Raw genomic sequence first — 17829 nt, forward strand, 5'->3', positions numbered from 1 at the left:
ATAAGCATGCCGGAGGCAATGCGCGACCGCCGCGCAGTCGATCGTCGCCCGGAGGCGCTCCAGCATGGACCGACCCGAACCCCAGGCCTCCGGCATGGCCGGCGATCCGGCCCCCGAGGGCGTCCTGCTCCTGCACGGCCTCGCCCGGCGGGCCGCCTCCCTGGCCCGGATGGAGCATGCCCTCCGGGCCGGCGGGTTCGCGACGCTCAACCTCGATTATCCCTCCCGCAAGGCGGGACTCGGCGAACTGGCGGGCATCATCGGACCGCTCGCCGCCGCCTTCGCCGCCCGGACGCGGACCCTCCACGTGGTACCCACGCGATGGGCGGGCTCCTCGCCCGGGCCTGGCTCAACGGAGGCCGGCCGGCCAATCTCGGACGGGTGGTGATGTTGGGGCCGCCGAACGGGGGCAGCGAGGTCGCCGACCGGCTCCACGCCCTGCGCGCCTACCGGCGCATCTTCGGCCCGGCCGGCGCCCAGTTGACCACCCGGCCGGACGAAAGCCTGCGCGGCCTCCTCGGCCCCGTCGACTATCCCCTCGGGATCATCGCGGGCGACCGCACGCTCTATCCCCTGGAATCCTGGCTGATGCTGCCGGGACCCGATGACGGCCGGGTCACCGTCGCACGCACGCGGGTCGCCGGGATGGCCGACCACATCACCTTGCACACCAGCCACGGCCTGATGATGCGCAACCCCGCCGTCATCGGCGAGACCCTGCGCTTCCTGCGCACCGGAGGGTTTTCGCCGCCCGATCGCGGTGACACAAGGCGCGCATGAGCCTCGACGCGCCCCAGCCCGATCCCGTGCCCCCGCGCCTCGACCTGCGCGGGATCGGCCTGCGCTTCGGCGCGGTGCAGGCCCTCGCCGACGTCTCGCTCCAGGTCCGGCCCGGCGAGATCCTGGCCCTTCTCGGCGGTTCCGGCTGTGGCAAGAGCACGCTCCTGCGGGCCATCGCCGGGCTGGAGCAGCCGGAGACGGGCACGATCCGCCTCGACGGGACCCTGGTGAGCGAGGGCGGACGCGGCGTCGCCCCCGAGGCGCGGGGCGTCGGGCTGATGTTCCAGGACTACGCCCTGTTCCCCCATCTCACCGTGGCGGAGAACGTCCGCTTCGGCCTGCACGGCAGGCCCGCCGCCGAGGCCCGAACCCTGGCGCAGGCCCGGCTGGAGCAGGTCGGCCTCGCCGACCGGGCCGAGAGCTATCCCGGCACCCTCTCGGGCGGCGAGAGCCAGCGCGTCGCCCTGGCCCGTGCCCTGGCCCCGGGGCCGCGCGTCCTCCTCCTCGACGAGCCGTTCTCGAACCTCGACCGCCGCACCCGCGACCGGGTCCGCGACGACACCCTCGCGGTCCTGCGTGCCAGCGGCGCCACCGCGCTCCTCGTCACCCACGACCCCGAGGAGGCCTTGGGCTTCGCCGACCGCATCGCCCTGATGCGGCGGGGGCGCATCGTGCAGGTCGGCACCGGGCCGGACCTGTATGACCGCCCCGCGACGCGCTTTGCCGCCCGCTTCTTCGGCGACCTCGTCGAGATCGGCGGGACCTGCCGCGGCGGCAGCGTGGCGACCCCGTTCGGCCCGGTCCCCGCACCGGGCCACGCCGAGGGCGCCGCCGTCACCCTGTGCCTGCGCCCCCAGGCCATCCGCCTCGGCGCACCGGAAGCGTCCCTCTGGGCCGTCGTGCGTGAGCGCCGCTTCCTCGGAGCGAGCGCCCTCCTGACCCTGTCGGCGGAGGGGCTGCCCGAGCCCCTGCGCCTGCCCGTAACGGCGGACGACCCGCACGGGCCGGGGGATTCGGTCGGTCTGAGCCTGGACCGGGATCGCGGCTTTATTTTTGCCGACGAGACGGATTAAAACACAGGGCCGGGTCGAACCTGAGTTCGGTTCAGGGCAATAGTTTCGAATTGTTTTAAGTCCAAAACATCGTGCTTGTCTTTTTCGCGCCGATGCTTCTGAACACCCGCCACGTTTCGACGGAAGGGGTTCGACTATGGCGGGTGGGATCAAGGCAATCGGATTCGCGGGCTTCGCGCTGGCGGCCCTGATCGGCACGGCGTCAGCGGCGGAGGTCAACCTCTACACCACCCGCGAGCCCGGCCTGATCCGGCCCCTGCTCGACGCCTTCACGGCCAAGAGCGGCGTCACCGTCAACACGGTGTTCGTCGAGAAGGGTCTTGCCGAGCGCGTGGCGGCCGAGGGCGCCCGCGCCAAGGCCGACGTGCTGATGACCGTGGATGTCGGCAACCTCATCGACCTCGTCGACCGCGACCTCGCCCAGCCGGTGCGCTCGGGCGCGCTGGAGGCGGCGGTGCCCGCCACCCTGCGCGACGCCGAGGGGCGCTGGTTCGCCCTCTCCATGCGGGCCCGGGTGCTCTACGCCGACAAGGACCTCGCCGACCTCAAGGCCATCACCTACGAGGGGCTGGCCGACCCGACCTGGAAGGGCGGTCTCTGCCTGCGCTCGGGCCAGCACCCCTACAACACGGCCCTCGTCGCCCATTATCTCGTCAAGCACGGCCCGGAGAAGACCGAGGCCTGGCTGCGGGCGCTGAAGGCCAACCTCGCCCGCAAGCCCGCCGGCGGCGACCGGGACGTCGCCCGCGACATCCTGGCCGAGACCTGCAAGATCGGCCTCGGCAATTCCTACTATGTCGGCCTGATGCGCTCCGGCCGCGGCGGCCCCGAGCAGCAGAAGTGGGGCGAGGGCATCAAGGTGGTGATGCCGACCTTCGCGGGCGGCGGCACCCACGTGAACATCTCCGGCGCGGTGGTGGCCAGGAACGCCCCCAACCGCGACGCGGCGGTCAAGCTCCTCGAGTACCTCGTCTCCGACGAGGCCCAGGCACTCTACGCCAAGGCCGATTACGAGTACCCGGTGAAGGCCGGCGCGCCGATCGACCCGCTTCTCACCGCCCTCGGGCCCCTGACCCTCGATTCCGTGCCGCTCGTCGAGATCGCCCGCAACCGCAAGGCGGCGAGCCTGCTCCTCGACACCGTCGGCTTCGACAACTGAGGGGAAGGCTCTCTTCTCCGCAGCCCGTGCGCCACCGCCTGGCCTCCTTGCAGAGGTCAGGGTGGCGTCGGGGGGGCGCCGGGAGGTCCGCCGCACTCCCATCGAGCCGGACGAAGCCCGAGGCCACAGGATCCGCATGACCGGGGCCGCCCCCGCCCTCCCGCTCACCGGCCGACCCCGCGGTCTCGCCTGGGGCGCCGCCGCCCTGGTGCTCTGCGCCGTGGTGCTGAGCCCGGTCCTCGCCCTCGTGATCGCGGCGGGCGAAGGGACCGGAGCGGGGGCGGGCGGGGCGGCGCTCTGGCCGCACCTCGTCGCCCACGTGCTGCCCCAGGCCCTGCGCGACACCGCCCTGCTGCTCGCCGGGGTCGGCGTCCTGGTGGTGGTGCTCGGGGCAGGCTCCGCCTGGCTCGTGGCGGCCTACGACTTTCCCGGCCGGCGCCTGCTGGAGGCCGGGCTGCTCCTGCCGATGGCGGTGCCGACCTACATCGTCGCCTTCGCGTATCTCGACCTGATGCACCCGATCGGCCCGGTGCAGACGACCCTGCGTGACCTCCTCGGCTATGCCCGCCCGCGCGATTTCGTGCTGCCGGAGATCCGCTCTCTGCCCGGCTGCATCCTGCTCCTCGGCTTCGTGCTCTATCCCTACGTCTACCTGCCGACCCGGGCGCTGTTCCTGATGCAGGCCGCCAACCTGATCGAGGCGGCGCGGATGCTGGGGCGCCGGCCCTCCGCCACCTTCCTGCGGGTCGCCCTGCCGATGGCGCGCCCGGCCATCGCCCTGGGCGCGAGCCTCGCCCTGATGGAGGCCCTGAACGACATCGGCGCGGCGGAATTCCTCGGGGTGCGCACCCTCACGGTCCAGGTCTACGCCACCTGGGTGAACCGCTCGGATCTCGCCGGCGCGGCCCAGATCGCCCTTGTCATGCTGGTGGCCGTCGTCGCCCTGGTGGCCCTGGAGCGCTGGGCCCGGGCCGGGCGCGGGTTCTCGAGCGGCGCTCAGCGCCCGCGCCACCTCGCCCGGCAGCGGCTGAGAGGCCTGCGTGCCGCGGCTGCCCTGACCCTCGGCCTCGTGCCCGTGGCCGTCGGCTTCGCGATTCCCGCGACCTACCTCGTGCAAGCCGCCCTGCGTCGGGTGTGGCGCAGCGGCCTGCCGGAGACGATCCTGCCGGAGATCGGCCATACCCTGCTGTATGCCGGCGCCGCGACCGTGATCGCCGCCGCCCTCGGCTTCGTGGTGGCGGCGGGGCCGCGCCTCGTCGCCCGCCGCTGGGGCGAGGCGCTGATCCGCGTGGCGAGCCTCGGCTACGCGCTCCCCGGCGCGATCCTGGCCATCGGCCTCCTCGGCCCCCTGGCCTGGGCCGACGCCGCCCTGTCGGCGGGGACGATGCAGCTCTTCGGGGTCGCCCCGGCCCTGATCGGCCTCGGCACCGGCGGCGCGCTCGTCACCGCCTACCTCGTGCGTTTCCTGGCGGTCAGCATCGGCACCTGCGAGGCCGGGCTCGGCCGGGTGCCCCGCAGCCTGCCGGATGCCGGGCGGATGCTGGGGCGGGGACCGGGCGCGACCCTGTGGCAGGTCCAGCTGCCCCTGGCCTGGCCGGCGGTGCTCAGCGGCGCGCTGCTGGTCTTCGTGGACTGCGTCAAGGAACTGCCCGCGACCCTGCTGCTGCGTCCCCTCAACGTCGAGACCCTGGCGACCCACCTCTACGGCGAGGCCGCGCGCGGAACCTACGAAGACGGGACGGTGGCGGCCCTCCTCATCGTCGCCGTCGGGCTCGTGCCGGTGGTGATCCTGCTCCGGCTCGGAACCCCGCGCAGCGAAGCCGGCGCAGAACCTGCCGATCAGCGCTTGACGGGGCCGCGCCCCTCGCCCTAGAAGGCCCTCGGTCCGGGTGCGTAGCTCAGCGGGAGAGCATTCGCTTCACACGCGAAGGGTCACAGGTTCGATCCCTGTCGCGCCCACCATTTCCCTCGAAGCCGCCCCGCCGCTTCGACGACCTTCCTCGAGACAGCACGACGAGCACGAGGCCGCCGACCATCGGGAGGCAGCCGACGATGCGCCCGCGTCCCGCCCTGTGCCGGGCGAAGCCGAGCCATCCCTGATGGTCGAGCAGCGTCGAGGTCACGATGGCCCCGGCAGGTCGAGTGCCGGGTTGGCGCCCGTCACCGCGCAAGCTGCGAGTGTCGTGGCGCGACAGGCCGCGGATCGGCCCTCGTCCGGGGACGACAACCGGGGCGGGGAACGACGCTTTCAGCGCCCGCGACGGTCCTGCGCAGGCACGCGGTCCGGGTCTGCTCCGGGCCTCTCAGGCGATCGCGGCGGCCTCGGCCTTCGGAGCCCCCACCGGGCGGCGGGGCGCGACCAGCAGGACGAGGGCGCCGGCCGCCATGCAGACGATCGATCCGGCCAGCACGCCGACCTTGGTCTCGGCCTCGAGTTCGGGGCTGCTGGCAAAGGCCAGGAGGCCGATGAACAGGCTCATGGTGAAGCCGATGCCGCAGAGCAGCGAGACGCCGTAGACCTGCATCCAGCCGGCCCCTGCCGGCCGTTGGGCGAGCCCGAGCTTCACCGCCGCCAGGACGAAGCCGAACACGCCGAGTTGCTTGCCGACGACCAGACCGAGGGCGACCCCGAGGGTCACGGGGTCGAGCAGCATCGTGGGCGTGAAGCCCGCCAGCGACACGCCCGCATTGGCGAAACCGAAGATCGGCAGGATCAGGTAGGCCGACCAGGGATGGAGCGCGTGTTCCAGCCGGTGCAGGGGCGAGGTCGGATCGTCCGGCCGGCCGATGCTGAGCCGCAGGGGAATCGTCAGCGCCAGGAGTACGCCCGCCACCGTGGCGTGCACCCCGGATTTCAGGACGAAGACCCACAGCACCACGCCGAGGACGAGGTAGGGGGCGAGGCGGCTGATGCCGGCGCGGTTCAGGCCGTAGAGCACCGCCAGGGTCGCGGCCGCTCCGGCCAGCATCGGCAGGGACAGGTCCGCGGTGTAGAACAACGCGATGATGAGCACGGCGCCGAGGTCGTCGATGATCGCCAGGGCGGTGAGGAACACCTTGAGGGAGACCGGCACCCGGGAGCCCAGCAGGGCCAGGATGCCGAGGGCGAAGGCAATGTCGGTGGCGGCGGGAATCGCCCAGCCACGGACGGTCTCCGGCGAGTGCCGGTTCACCGCCACGTAGACCAGGGCCGGCGCCGCCATGCCGCCGAGGGCCGCGAGGCCGGGCAGGATCCGGTCCGGCCAGGTCCGCAGGCGCCCATCCAGCATCTCGCGCTTGATCTCGAGACCGACGAGCAGGAAGAACAGCGCCATCAGGGCGTCGTTGATCCAGTGCAGCACGCTCAAGCCCCCGACCTTGGTCTGCAGAACCGCGAAGTAGCGCTCCGCCAGGGGAGAATTCGCCACCACGAGGGCGAGCACCGCGCTCGCCATCAGGACGAGGCCGCCGCCGGCCTCGGAGGTGAGCATCGACCGGAAGGCCGAGAGCGGCCGGCGGAGCGGGGCAGGGGCTTGCATGGGCCTTCCCTTACAAGACCTGCGCGGGGACACAACTTTTGGGTGGAAACCCAGCGCGCGGGGCGTGTCACGCCTTCCCAGCAGGGATGCATCGGCGCCCCGGTCCCATGCGTCGGGGTTTCATGCCGCGCGGACACGCCGGATTCCCGAAGAGTTGCTCGTGCCACGTTCCTCCGCGCCAGGCGTCTCGGGCCACGTCTCCGGGGAAACGGGTATCGACATGTCGATCCCCGGCGCCTGTCCTGGTCCCGGTGCGCGAAGACAGGTCCGCTCGGAACGCGCGTCGCTGGTCCGCAATCCTTCGGGATGTGGAACCCTGCCAAGTCGCGCCACGGCGTTTACCACGGGGCGCGAAGAACCTTGTCGAACCGGGTGTCACCTGCAATCCCTGCAGGGCCCTCGATGGTCGGGGCGCAACACCGACTGTCGCCATGCGCCGCCTGCACAGCATCGACTCGATCCGTGGTCTGGCCGCCCTGGCGGTCATCTACGCCCATACGGTCGAGTTCGGCCTGAAGACGCAGCTCGGTCCGTTTCCCCTCGAGCGCGCCGTCCTGTCGGGGCTGACCGAGTACGTCGATGTCGGCAAGATCGCCGTGACGTTGTTCTTCGCGGTGTCGGGCTTCGTGGTGCCCTTCTCGCTGTTCAAGGCCGGAGACCGGCCGATCCTGGCCTTCGCCGTGTCGCGGTTCTTCCGCCTGTATCCCGCCTACTGGCTCTCGATCCCCTGCGGGCTGCTGGTCCTGTTCGTCTGGGCGGGCCGTGACATTCCCGCCGTCCTCGTGCCCGCCAACATCACGATGCTGCAGCAGTTCCTCGGCGTGGAGAACATCATCGCCCTGTACTGGACCCTGCAGATCGAGCTGATCTTCTACGGCCTCTGCGTCGGGCTCTTCGTCCTCGGGCGTCTCGACGATGCCGTCGGCGTGGTGCTGTCGGCCCTGGCCCTGATCGCGGCCGCCCTCGGCCTTGCCGCCCTGCGCTTCGGTCTCGAGCGGAAATTCCCGGTGGCCGTTCCCCTGTCCCTGGCGGTGATGTTCTGGGGACTGTGCCTGCGCTACCACGTCCTCGAGCGCCGGCCGGGCTGGGGCGTCGCGCTCACCGTCGTCACCGGGGCGCTCGTCTGTGCGATCCCGCTGGTGTCCGTGCTCGCCTATGGGCGCGACATGGGCTTTCACGAGAACTGGCTGAAGTACCTCGTCACCTATTGGGCCGCGATGGCGCTGTTCGCCCTGCTGTCCCAGTGGCTGTGCATCGAGGGGCGGCTGTTCACCTACCTGGGCGCTATCAGTTACTCGATCTACCTGTTCGGGCCGGTGGTCCAGGGGGTACTCGAGCACGCGCTGGCCGGGTACGCGTCGGTCGTTCCGATCCACCTGTTCGCGGCTGCCACGGCGCTCGCGACCGTCGCGGTCGCGGCGCTGGTCTATCGCTGGATCGAGGCGCCGGCCATCGCGCTGGGCCGCCACGTCATCCGTCGCCACCTCCCGCCGGTCTCCGGCGCGGGGCGGGACGCGCACGCACCGGCCGCCTCGATGGTCGGCCGCTCCGAGATCTGAGCCGGCCGCCGGGGCGACGCGGCACGGCCCTCGGCCCTGTCCGCTAGAGGGGCGATCCCTCAGCCTTCGGGGAAACGTTCGCGTCGGGGAACCATGCCCTTCGCCATGGCGTCCGGCCGGTCCGATGCGCCATCTCAGGCATGCGAATAGGACAGGTCGTAGATATCCGCGACCTCCGCGTTCCACGCGACCTCGGCAGGACCCGTTCGCCGGACGATGCATCCGCTGAGGAGGTAGGTCGGCCCGAGGCTCATCTGCTGGAAGTTCGAATCGTTGATGTAGTCCGGTACGATGGAGGCAGGATAGCGATACTGTGCATCCACGACCTCGAACCCGGTATGGGCGTTGAAGATTCCCCGCCAACTCTCCTTCGAGAATCGGAAGAAGTCCCAGGGCTCCTCGTGCAGGGGCCACGCGGCGTGCGAGATGATGAGCCCCAGGGCACCCTGACGAAGCACCTTGTTCATCTCCAACGCCACTTTCCACGGCATGAGGAGATGTTCGAACACCGCCATCGAGAACGCGAAATCGAAGGTTCGATCGACGCGCCGACTGAGATGATGCGCATCGCAGACGGCGTCGACATTCGGCCCGTCCGTGATGTCGATTCCGAGGTGCTCGATGTCGGCCGGGAACCAGGAACGATAGCTGACGCCGCTGCGCGCTCGACTGCCGATTTCCAGCATGCTTCCCCGACGCTCGGCAACTTCCCCGCGGAAGCGATCAACCATCACTTGGAAAAGCCTGTCCCCAGGATTGGAGAACCCTCCCGATGGGTCTTTCAAGATGAAGCCTTCGCTGAACCGCAGCGTGAACTTCGACCGGTCGACGTGCAGGTGGGGAACGATCGCCACGAGGACGAAGCCCCAATTGACTGCGTCGGGTCCGAATACCGTTGTAAGGTCTGGCCGCGGGACGGTCTGATGCTCTGTCCTCAGTCGCTCGCCGTCGTAATACAGTTCCGGTTCAAAGCGATTGGCCCAGCCCTCGGCATAGAGGCATCGTCCGACGACCGCGAATTTGTCCAGGTAGCCGTGATAGTTCATGGTGCTTCAGTCCACTTGGCAGAATCACGATACCGCCACGGCGGCTTGATCCCGGGCGACCATGAACCCGTCCGCGAGCTTGTACAACCTGTGCCGGGTACTCGATCATCGTACAATCCCAAGGGTTGCGTGACCGATGGGTACCTTGGCTCGAAAACCGGGTCCCCACATGCGTCCGGTCGAGGACGTGCGGAGCATCAGGGGCCCGTCACCGTCGATCGATGCTGTTTTGCCCGATCGGCGTGGGCCGCAGAGAGAGGCTTCCGGATCTTGTCCGTCCGCTCCGGTCCTGTCATGGACCCCCGCGACCGCATGACGGGCGGTCTCCCGTCCATCCCGCCGCCGTCAGGACCGAATCGCCATGCCGCACGTGACCGTGAAGATGTACCCGGGCAAGACCGACGCGCAGAAGGCGGAGATGGCCGAGGCCATCGCGGCGGCCCTGATGGCCAGTGCCGGCACCGCCGAGCGGGCGATCTCGGTGTCGATCGAGGACGTGGCCCAGGCGGACTGGGAGGCGCAGGTCTACCGGCCCGAGATCGTCGGCCGGCCGGAGACCCTGTTCAAGAAGCCGGGCTATACCCTGCCCTGAGCCCCGGTCCTCAGCCCTTCAATCCCTGGAAGGGGCGCAGCAGCCAGGCGAGGCGGCCGGCATCGTCGTCCTGGACGTCCGGCGCAGGCCGGTCGTCCGACGGCTCGGGCGCCTTCGGCGCGCTGGCATCCTGCATGATCTGATCGAGGGGGGAGGGCAGCTCGGCGCCGTACTCGTTCAGGAGCAGGGCCGCGTCGAGCAGGAAGCGGATCTGGTCGTCCGGGACGGGACGGCCCTGGATCTGGGCGTCGAGCACGGTCCGCGCGAAGAGGGCGGCCAGCCGCGACAGCTCGGGCAGCCGGTCGGTGGGCGCCGCGGCCCGGATCGATGACGCTGAAGCGGCACTCACCCGCAATCTCCCTGTCTGGATCGCGCGACCTCGGCGCGCATCGCGTATGTCGGACCCTGTATACCGCGCGTTTCTCACCAGTTCGTTGAGTTCCGACGGCGGCATTGCCGCGGGTTCCGGCGACGACGCTCCGAGCGCGGACCGGTGCCGAGGCCGAGGCCGAGACCCAGTTGAAACGGGGGCGGGCCGTGTCAGGTCTCGCCGATCATCTCGCGCAAAGTTGCACCGAGACTGGCCGGCACGTTCGGCTTGAGCACGAATGCCGCGCCCTCCGGCAGCGGGCCGGAGCTGGGATCCGAATGGCCCGACATCAGGATCACCGCGAGGCCGGGTCTCCGCGCGCGGGCGCGCTGCGCCAGTTCCCAGCCGTCGATCCCGCCGGGCACGTGCGCGTCGGTGACGAGTCCGGCCGCGTCCGGGGTCGCCTCCAGCAGGCGGAGGGCCTCGTCGGTCGTCTCAGTCGCCCTGACGGCGAAGCCCGCCGCGTCGAGGAGCCCCGCGATGACCCGGCGCTGGTCCTGCTCCTCCTCCACCAGGATGATGATGGCGCGATGATCGCCGGTGTGCATCGTCGAGTCTCCAGGCCGCGGGTCCTGGCTCAACGCCGGGGGCGCGGGCCTTGTTCAGGGCCGTGCAGCGCTCGGGCCGGGCCCGCGACCGGAGACGCCTTCTAGCCGCCGCCGGGATCGGTCTCGCCGTCCGGCTGGGCACCGCCCTTCGGACCCTGGCCGGGCTTGCCGTCGGTCTTCTCGTTGGGATCCATCACCGCGTCGGGCGCCGTGTTGGCTGGCTTGTCCTTGGGCGGATCCTTGTCGTCGGAGCCTGTCATCGCATCATTCCTTGGGATTGGCCTTGGGGCTGGCCTTGGGGTTGGCTTGGGGCGAACGGGGCCGGTCGGACTGTCCGTCGGAGGAGCCGCCGGCCGGGGTGGGATTACGTCCCTTCGGCGCGCCGTCCCAGGCGGCGTTGCGGGCCGTATCCGTCTCGCCGCCGGGACCTTGCCGGGTGATCGCGGCCTGATCGGCCGACTGACCCCCGCCGGCGACGGCCGGGTCGCCCGGCTTGCCGACATCGGAATCGGGCTTGCGCGTGCCTACGATGGGAATGTGATCGTTCGGCATGTCTATTCCCCCGCATCCTGGCCGTTGGGCGCGGTGGCGCGGTCGAGGGCTTCCCGGGTCGCACCCGAAGCTTCGGTCTTCCGCGCGGCCGCGCCGATTGCCTCCAGGCTCGCGGGCTGCGTTTCCCCGCCCTGCACCACCTGTCCGGATCCGGAGGCCGCGCCCTGCGCGGGCGTCCCGCCGTTGCGGTCGGCGTCGCTCTCCTTCGGCGCACTGGCGGCGCGCGGCTCGTCGGTCATGATGTCCTCCTGATGTTGGAGGCTCAACCCGGCGCCGGCCCCGAGGTTGCTTCGCTCCAGGTGGCCCGGGCCTCGCGAAGGCGAGCCCGATCGGTGGCGAGGGGCAGCGCCGCCTCGGCGCGCAGGAGCGCCAAGTCGGCCTGGGCGCCGGCGGCCGCCCGGACGGCTGGACTTCCGAGATCCGCGAGGACGGCGAGGGCCTTCTGCAGCCGCAGGCCGATCGTCACGTCCGACGCGCCGTCGCGGGCAATGGGATCGAAGGCATCCGCCAGAAGGTCGTCGGCGCTGAGGCCGGGCACGCGCAGGTGCGGATAGATCCGCGCCTCGGGCGCGGCGGCGCGGCGCGCGTCCCAGAGGCCGAGCACGCGGACCAGGGTGCCGATGACATCGACGGCGGTTCCGGGATCGTTCACCGCCGGAGACAGCGCGCGCTGGGCCACCTCGGCGAGGACGATGAGGCCGAAGCGCGGATCGTCGTCGAAGCTGCGCCGGTCGCCGACGACGAAAGCCGCGGCGATCCGGTCCCGCAGGGCGGCGTCGACGGCTCCGTCGACCTCCACCAGGAGTCGCTTGGGGTGGACGAACGTGCCCGGCAGGGCCGCAAGGTGGAGGGTGAGGCCGTGCGCCTCGGCCAGGGCGTCGAGGCGGGCGGCGTCGACGTGCTGGACGTAGCCCGTCCCCGCGGCGGCGATCCGGGCCGCGCCGGGCGGCGCCGGCTGCCAGGGCAGACCGCCGAGATAGGGGGCCTCGGCGCGCCGCCGCACGGCCTCGCCGGCCGCCGCCGCGATGGCGTCGATGGTCTCGCCGACCCGGCCGAGATGCGACAGGGTGTCGATCCAGCGAACCAGCGTCGCCACCACGCTGACGAGAACCAGCAGGGTCAGGCCGAACAGGATCACCCGTCCCTGGCTGCCGTAGAAATGGGTCTTGAGGGCGATCAGGCCGACGACGCTGTAGACGAAGGCGCCGATGAAGCTGGCGACGGCCGTCTGCGCACGGGTGTCGCGCATCAGCAGGGTCACGGCGCGGGGCGTGACGGTGTTGGTGGCCCCGCCATAGGCCTGCACGATGGTGGAGAGCGAAAACGTCGCCACCGGCAGCATGCTGGTCGCCAGGACGGAGAGGATCTGGTCGACGGCGTCGGCCCCGATCGAGGCGCCGAGGTCCGCCGGCACCATTGGCGCCAGGACGGCCGAAACCAGGGCGGCCGCGACGCCGCCGACGCTGAAGGCGCCGACGCGGATGGCGGGGCGCCGCCCCCAGCGGCGGAGGGCGTAGAGGGCGGTGGACATGATGGCGGCTCTCGGGCCGAGCCTCGCGGGTCAGGGCTCGCGAGCCGGATACGCGACGTTCGGGCGATCCGGGAGCGAGGCCCGGACCGCCCGCGCGGGTCTCAGAGGCCGTCGAAGAGGGCCGAGGAGATGTAGCGCTCGGCGAAGGAGCAGGCGACGGTGACGATGCGCTTGCCGCGGAAATCGGGGCGTGCGGCGAGCTTCAGGGCTGCGGCCACGTTGCCGCCGGTGGAGATGCCGCCCGGAATGCCCTCGAGGCGCGAGAGCTGACGCGAGGTGTCGAAGGCCTCCTGGTTCGAGACCGTGATGACCTCGTCGATGATCGCCTTGTCGAGGTTGTCGGGGATGAAGCCGGCACCGATGCCCTGGATCTTGTGGGGGCCGGGCTGGCCGCCGGAGATGACCGGCGAGTCGGTCGGCTCGACGGCGACGATCTTCAGGCCGGGCAGGCGCGGCTTCAGCACCGAGCCGACACCCGTGATGGTGCCGCCCGTGCCGACGCCGGCCACGAAGGCGTCGAGGTGGCCCTGGGTGTCGTTCCAGATCTCCTCGGCCGTCGTCCTGCGGTGGATCTCGGGGTTGGCGGGGTTCGAGAACTGCTGGGGCATGATCGCGCCCGGGATCTCGTTGAGGAGTTCCTCGGCCTTGGCGATCGCGCCCTTCATGCCCTGCGGGCCGGGGGTCAGGGCGAGCTCGGCGCCGAGGAAGGCCAGCATCTTGCGGCGCTCCAGGGACATGGTCTCGGGCATCACCAGGATGAGGCGGTAGCCGCGCGCGGCCGCCACGAAGGCGAGGGCGATGCCGGTGTTGCCGGAGGTCGGCTCCACCAGCGTGCCGCCGGGCTTCAGCTTGCCGGAGGCCTCGAGGGCGTCGATCATGTTGACGCCGATGCGGTCCTTCACGCTCGCGATCGGGTTGAAGAACTCGAGCTTGAGCAGGATCTCGGCGTCGACGCCGTGTTCCTTGGTGATCCGGTTGAGACGGACCAGGGGCGTGTTGCCGATGGTCTCGGTGATCGAGCCGAAGATGTGGCCGTGGCCCGGCGTGCGGGTCGAGGCGGGGCTCTGGGACTCGGCCATAGGTCTCTCCTGAACAGCGTGAGGATTGCGTTCCGGAGGCCGGCGCAACGGCGCGCCGAAGTTTGCCTGGAACGAACTCAGGGCCGGGAGATATCGTGTCGTTTCTGTCGAGGCAATCGACAAAGACCGAGGTCAAAGACAATCCTTCTCCGTCGGCAACGAAGCTGCCGACTTGGAGTAGTCTTCACCTGCGGCGGTGCGGAAATGGAGAACTTATTTCTTCCGCCGACGGTCCAGCGGCCTCTGCCGGGATCAGTGCGTCAACAGGGCGGCGCAGAGCATCACCATGGTGGCGACGACCGGGCTGGCGGTGGCGATCATCGCGGCGCCCGCATGGAGCCCCTGGGGCCACGTGTAGCGGGTCTCCTCGCGCAGGCCGGGCCGGAGGCCGTTGCTGCCGGTGGTCCATTCCACCCTGGTGCCCATCGCGTTCTCCCCATCCGCCGAAACGCTCGGCGGCCGGGATCAGGAGGCACGGTGCGGCTTGAAGGGCGGGTAAATCCGCGGTCGCGACCGCGGATCGTCGTCAATGGAAGCTTAAAACCGACGGAGGGGTCACCGTGGCAGGGCTCAGAGCGCGCGGTCGAAGCGCAGCTCGCCCTTCTGGCTCTTGATCACCAGCTGGGACCCGACCAGGTCCCACTGCCCGGCGGTGCGCAGGGCGATGAAGAAGTCCTGCTCGCTGGCGCCGAGGCCCTTGTCGCAGGGCTTCTTGGTCAGGGCGAGCGGGCCGACCGCGAGGTGCTGCTCCTTGAGCGGGAAGGCGGTGGCCGCGAAGGTGTTGCAGCCGCCGTAGCCGCGCGCCCGGTACTGCTTGTCGATGGTGAAGCTCGGCCGGTCGTTGCCGCCGAAGGGCTTGCCGTTCAGGCTCACCGCCGTCCAGGTGGCATCGAGGGGAAAGATCTTTTCCTGGGGCTTGGCCGCCGGAACGTACTGTTTCTTCTCGGGCTTCTCGCGGCCCTCGCGGCCGAAGCCCGTGACGTTGTTCCCCATCTGGGCGGTCGCCGCCGTGGTCATGGCTCCCGTCACGGTCCCGGCCGCGATGGCGCCGGCCACCATGGCGATTCGGATCGCTCTCATCGTCTGGCCCCCTTTCAAGCGCGCTTCGCGTCGCGTCGAACGTTGCAACCCGGCCGGCCCGTCTCGGCGCTCGGCGCGGGTGATGCGCACGGAACCGCTCGGAACAGGACGGGCCCTGCGGCCAATCGGATAAGATTCCAGCACAAATATGGTCAAGACCGCCTGTACGGGATTCGACGGGATGCGGCCGCGATCCCCCGTTAACCGTCCCCGGACCGGTTTCCATTGAACGAACCGCCCGTGTTCCCGTTGTCCGGCAGAGCGTAGAGCAGGGAGTTGATGCGGTGACGGGATCGGACGAGGGAACCCCAAGCGGCCTGCAGCCCGAGGCCACGGGCCCGAACACCATCACCCCGGCGCAGTCGCGGGCGGCCCGCGCCCTCCTGAACTGGTCGGAGGCCGATCTCGCGGGCCGGCTCGGGCTCGGGGCGGATTTCGTGCGCGACTTCGAATCGGGTGGCCGGGAGCAGCCGTCCGGACAGATCGAGGCCCTGCGCAGCGCGCTGATGACCCACGGCGTGGTGTTCAGCCGGGAAGGCGGGTCGGACGGGGTCCGCCTGAGCGGGCAGGGGCGCGACGAGGGCACGCGGCTGGGCGCTCTCAACACCGAGAACGACCGCTAGGCCTGAGCCCGCTGCGGTCGCCGGGCCGGAGGCTAGGCGCCCTTGGCGAGCGCCTTCAGGTCCCGGGCCGGATCGGCGGCGGCCTCCGGCGTCAGCGGCAGCCCGAGGCTCAGGATGCGCCGGGCCGCCATGTGGTCGGCCGGCCGGTCCACCGTCTCGACGCCGCTCAGGCGGCCGTCGCGGAAGCGGAACACGGACAGGCCGCCCGCGGTGGGACGGACGACGCTGGCATCGTCGGGCCGGGTCAGGCCGGCGATCTGCAGCTTGTGCGGGCCCTGGTCGCTCCAGAACCAGGGCACGGCCGCGTAGGCGGTTGGGCGCCCGGTGAGCCGGGCGGCGAGGCACCGGCCCTGATCCACGGCGTTCTGCACCGATTCGATGCGTAGCGCCTGCCCGTCCGCGAAGCGGCTCGGCACGCGGGCGCAGTCGCCCAGGGCAGAGATCGCCGGATCGGAGGTCGCCAGGAAGGGGTCGGCGTGGATGCCGTCGCCGACGGCGAGGCCCGCCGCCTCGGCGAGGTCCTGGTTCGGAACGACGCCGATGCCGACGAGGACGAGATCGGCGTCGATCGCCGATCCGTCGGCGAGCCGGACCCGCGCCACGCGGCCCGCCTCGCCCTCCAGCGCCTGCACCCCGGCCCCGAACGCGAAGCGGACACCGGCGCCTTGGTGCGCCTGCGTGAAGAAGGCGGCGGTCTCGGCCGAGACCGCCCGCGCCATGGGCCGGTCCGCGGCCTCGATCACCGTCACGGGGAGGCCGGACCCGGCACAGATGCCGGCAAATTCCAGCCCGATGAAGCCGGCGCCCACGATGGCGATGGCGCGCGCCGCCCCGCGGGCCGCCTTCAGCGCGTCGGCGTCGGTCAGCGAGCGCAGCTGGTACACCCCTGCGAGGTCGTGGCCCGGCACCGGCAGCGTCCGGTTGCGCGCGCCGGTGGCCAGGACGAGATGGTCGTAGGCGAGGCTGCCGCCGTCGCTGAGGCGCACCTGCCGGGCCGCCCGGTCGATCGCCGTGGCGGCGACGCCGGATCGCCGCGCGATGCGATGTTCGTCGAAGTAGGAAGCGGGCCGCAGGCAGAGGCCGACCGCATCGGTCTTGCCGGCGAGGTAGGCCTTCGACAGGGGCGGCCGCTGATAGGGCAGGCCCTCGTCGCCCAGGAGCGTGACGGGATCGGCGAAGCCCGCCTCGCGCAGGGAGGCCGCGACCTGGAAGCCGGCCTGGCCGGCGCCAACGATGACGACACCGGCCGCGCTCATGCCTCGAACTCCGCGGTGACGGGGGAGGGGTTCGGCGACAGCCGGAGCTGGGGCAGCCAGCGCCCGCCATCCTTGGCGATGTAGTCCCAGAACGCCGCGGCCGCCGGCCCCAGCACCTTGTCGGCCCGGCGCACCGCGTACCAGTCGCGCCGGATCGGCAGGCCCTGGACGTCGAGGACCGCGAGGCGCCCGCTCTCGAGCTCGGCCGCCACCGTGTGAGCGGAGATCAGGGCGATGCCGAGCCCGGCCATCACCGCCTGCTTGATGGTCTCGTTCGAGCCGGAATCGATGCCGAGCCGCGCGCGCTTGATCATGACTCCCGCCATGAATTCCTCGAACACCGTGCGCGTGCCCGAGCCCTCCTCGCGGACCAGGAAGGATTCCTGGGCGAGCTCGGCCCGGGTCAGGCCGGTGCGGCCCACGAGGGGGTGATGCGGGCCGGCGATGATCACGATGGGGTGCGGACCGAAGATTTCGGCCTCGATCGCGAAATCGCGGGGCGGACGTCCCATGATGGCGAAATCGATCTCGTAGTTGCGCAGCGCCTCGACCATGTTGCCCCGGTTTCCCACCGTGAGGTTGATCTCCACCGCCGGGTGCAGCCCGACGAAGCCGGCGATCACGCCCGGGGCGAAGTACTTGGCCGTGGAGACCACGCCCATCGCCACGCGGCCGCTGCTGCCGCCCTTCAGGGTTTCCAGGCGGTCGGCACAGGTCTCCAGCACCGTGTTGATGCTGTTGATCGCCCAGAGCATTTCGCGGCCCGCATCCGTGGGTTTCAACCCGGTGGGCGTCCGGTCGAACAGCATGAGGCCCGCCTCCTCCTCCAATTGGCGGATCCGGGCGTAGAGCGCGGCCGAGGTGACGTTGAGCTCCTGCGCGGCGCGCGTCATGGTGCCGAGGCGGGCGACGGCGGCGACCGCCTGGAGCTGCTTGAGAGAGAGGTTGCGCATCAGGCTTTTCTAGTTTTTTTGGAATCGCTCGCAAGTTTTTTCAGAATTCTTTCGGTGATACCATAGGGACCTGCGCGGCATGGATGCGCCGGGGGCACTGGTGCCCGCGG

Annotated in this window: 21 protein-coding genes and 1 tRNA gene; 9 read left to right on the forward strand and 13 right to left on the reverse strand. The window is 70.9% G+C overall.

Going from position 1 to position 17829, the window contains the following annotated elements; genetic code table 11:
• Positions 1-64 precede the first annotated feature (64 nt).
• From CRT23_RS29730 to CRT23_RS01450, 6 genes are all read left to right on the forward strand, one after another.
• Positions 65-388, forward strand: a complete 324-nt coding sequence (locus CRT23_RS29730) for a hypothetical protein (RefSeq protein ID WP_348628828.1) — start codon at positions 65-67, stop codon at positions 386-388.
• Positions 322-780 carry a hypothetical protein gene (locus CRT23_RS01430; protein WP_348628829.1) on the forward strand — a complete coding sequence of 153 codons (459 nt, stop codon included), beginning with the start codon at positions 322-324 and terminating at the stop codon, positions 778-780. Before CRT23_RS29730 ends, CRT23_RS01430 begins: the two co-directional genes overlap by 67 nt.
• Entirely contained in the window at positions 777-1853 is a 1077-nt protein-coding gene (locus CRT23_RS01435) for an ABC transporter ATP-binding protein (protein WP_103708294.1), read from the forward strand. The genes CRT23_RS01430 and CRT23_RS01435 overlap by 4 nt, the downstream gene beginning before the upstream one ends.
• A 136-nt stretch (positions 1854-1989) precedes the next feature.
• Positions 1990-3012, forward strand: a complete 1023-nt coding sequence (locus CRT23_RS01440) for an extracellular solute-binding protein (RefSeq protein WP_103708295.1) — start codon at positions 1990-1992, stop codon at positions 3010-3012.
• 136 nt (positions 3013-3148) lie between these two features.
• On the forward strand, positions 3149-4885 hold the full coding sequence (locus tag CRT23_RS01445; protein ID WP_103708296.1) for an iron ABC transporter permease: 1737 nt from the start codon (positions 3149-3151) through the stop codon (positions 4883-4885).
• Positions 4886-4899: 14 nt separating this feature from the next.
• A tRNA-Val gene (locus tag CRT23_RS01450) sits at positions 4900-4974 on the forward strand.
• A 341-nt stretch (positions 4975-5315) separates the two neighbouring features.
• On the opposite strand, the gene nhaA is transcribed toward CRT23_RS01450, so the two are convergent.
• Positions 5316-6530, reverse strand: a complete 1215-nt coding sequence (nhaA, locus tag CRT23_RS01455) for a Na+/H+ antiporter NhaA (RefSeq protein WP_103708297.1) — start codon at positions 6528-6530, stop codon at positions 5316-5318.
• Positions 6531-6961: 431 nt separating this feature from the next.
• Between nhaA and CRT23_RS01460 the strand changes: the two genes are divergently transcribed.
• Positions 6962-8089 (forward strand): acyltransferase, encoded by a 1128-nt coding sequence (locus tag CRT23_RS01460; protein ID WP_181017224.1) that lies wholly within the window; start codon positions 6962-6964, stop codon positions 8087-8089.
• Positions 8090-8223: 134 nt separating this feature from the next.
• Here CRT23_RS01460 and CRT23_RS01465 read toward each other — a convergent pair whose 3' ends face one another.
• The gene (locus tag CRT23_RS01465) at positions 8224-9135 is read right to left on the reverse strand and encodes a methyltransferase domain-containing protein (RefSeq protein ID WP_103708299.1); all 912 of its coding nucleotides are present in this window, start codon (positions 9133-9135) and stop codon (positions 8224-8226) included.
• Between the two features lie 361 nt (positions 9136-9496).
• On the opposite strand from CRT23_RS01465, the gene CRT23_RS01470 reads away from it, so the two are divergent.
• On the forward strand, positions 9497-9727 hold the full coding sequence (locus tag CRT23_RS01470) for a tautomerase family protein (RefSeq protein WP_055947216.1): 231 nt from the start codon (positions 9497-9499) through the stop codon (positions 9725-9727).
• A 10-nt stretch (positions 9728-9737) separates the two neighbouring features.
• Here the strand turns inward: CRT23_RS01470 and CRT23_RS01475 are convergent, their stop codons facing one another.
• The 9 genes from CRT23_RS01475 to CRT23_RS01505 all read right to left on the reverse strand — a co-directional run bounded on the left by CRT23_RS01475 (position 9738) and on the right by CRT23_RS01505 (position 14887).
• On the reverse strand, positions 9738-10076 hold the full coding sequence (locus CRT23_RS01475) for a hypothetical protein (RefSeq protein WP_244477172.1): 339 nt from the start codon (positions 10074-10076) through the stop codon (positions 9738-9740).
• Positions 10077-10267: 191 nt separating this feature from the next.
• Positions 10268-10645, reverse strand: coding sequence for a response regulator (locus tag CRT23_RS01480; protein WP_103708300.1), 378 nt, complete (start codon positions 10643-10645; stop codon positions 10268-10270).
• 101 nt (positions 10646-10746) lie between these two features.
• Entirely contained in the window at positions 10747-10905 is a 159-nt protein-coding gene (locus tag CRT23_RS28320) for a hypothetical protein (RefSeq protein WP_181017225.1), read from the reverse strand.
• Positions 10906-10909: 4 nt separating this feature from the next.
• On the reverse strand, positions 10910-11197 hold the full coding sequence (locus CRT23_RS01485) for a hypothetical protein (RefSeq protein WP_103708301.1): 288 nt from the start codon (positions 11195-11197) through the stop codon (positions 10910-10912).
• Between the two features lie 2 nt (positions 11198-11199).
• The gene (locus CRT23_RS01490) at positions 11200-11436 is read right to left on the reverse strand and encodes a hypothetical protein (RefSeq protein ID WP_103708302.1); all 237 of its coding nucleotides are present in this window, start codon (positions 11434-11436) and stop codon (positions 11200-11202) included.
• A gap of 23 nt (positions 11437-11459) precedes the next feature.
• Complete coding sequence (locus CRT23_RS01495) at positions 11460-12728, reverse strand: DUF2254 domain-containing protein (protein ID WP_245435897.1); 1269 nt, start codon at positions 12726-12728, stop codon at positions 11460-11462.
• A 101-nt stretch (positions 12729-12829) separates the two neighbouring features.
• On the reverse strand, positions 12830-13807 hold the full coding sequence (gene cysK, locus CRT23_RS01500; RefSeq protein ID WP_055947225.1) for a cysteine synthase A: 978 nt from the start codon (positions 13805-13807) through the stop codon (positions 12830-12832).
• 252 nt (positions 13808-14059) lie between these two features.
• Positions 14060-14233: a hypothetical protein gene (locus tag CRT23_RS28325; RefSeq protein WP_156375514.1), complete on the reverse strand. Its 174-nt coding sequence runs from the start codon at positions 14231-14233 to the stop codon at positions 14060-14062.
• A gap of 144 nt (positions 14234-14377) precedes the next feature.
• A complete protein-coding gene (locus tag CRT23_RS01505; RefSeq protein WP_055947227.1) occupies positions 14378-14887 on the reverse strand; it encodes an META domain-containing protein in 510 nt (169 codons plus the stop codon).
• 284 nt (positions 14888-15171) lie between these two features.
• On the opposite strand from CRT23_RS01505, the gene CRT23_RS01510 reads away from it, so the two are divergent.
• Positions 15172-15510: an XRE family transcriptional regulator gene (locus CRT23_RS01510; protein WP_245435899.1), complete on the forward strand. Its 339-nt coding sequence runs from the start codon at positions 15172-15174 to the stop codon at positions 15508-15510.
• Between the two features lie 32 nt (positions 15511-15542).
• On the opposite strand, the gene CRT23_RS01515 is transcribed toward CRT23_RS01510, so the two are convergent.
• Together CRT23_RS01515 and CRT23_RS01520 are read right to left on the reverse strand one after the other, a co-directional pair.
• Positions 15543-16766 (reverse strand): FAD-dependent oxidoreductase, encoded by a 1224-nt coding sequence (locus tag CRT23_RS01515; protein ID WP_103708304.1) that lies wholly within the window; start codon positions 16764-16766, stop codon positions 15543-15545.
• Positions 16763-17719, reverse strand: coding sequence for a LysR family transcriptional regulator (locus tag CRT23_RS01520; protein WP_055947232.1), 957 nt, complete (start codon positions 17717-17719; stop codon positions 16763-16765). The genes CRT23_RS01515 and CRT23_RS01520 overlap by 4 nt, the downstream gene beginning before the upstream one ends.
• Positions 17720-17829 lie beyond the last annotated feature (110 nt).

The sequence above is a fragment of the Methylobacterium sp. V23 genome, assembly GCF_002917135.1.
Taxonomy (GTDB): Bacteria; Pseudomonadota; Alphaproteobacteria; order Rhizobiales; family Beijerinckiaceae; genus Methylobacterium.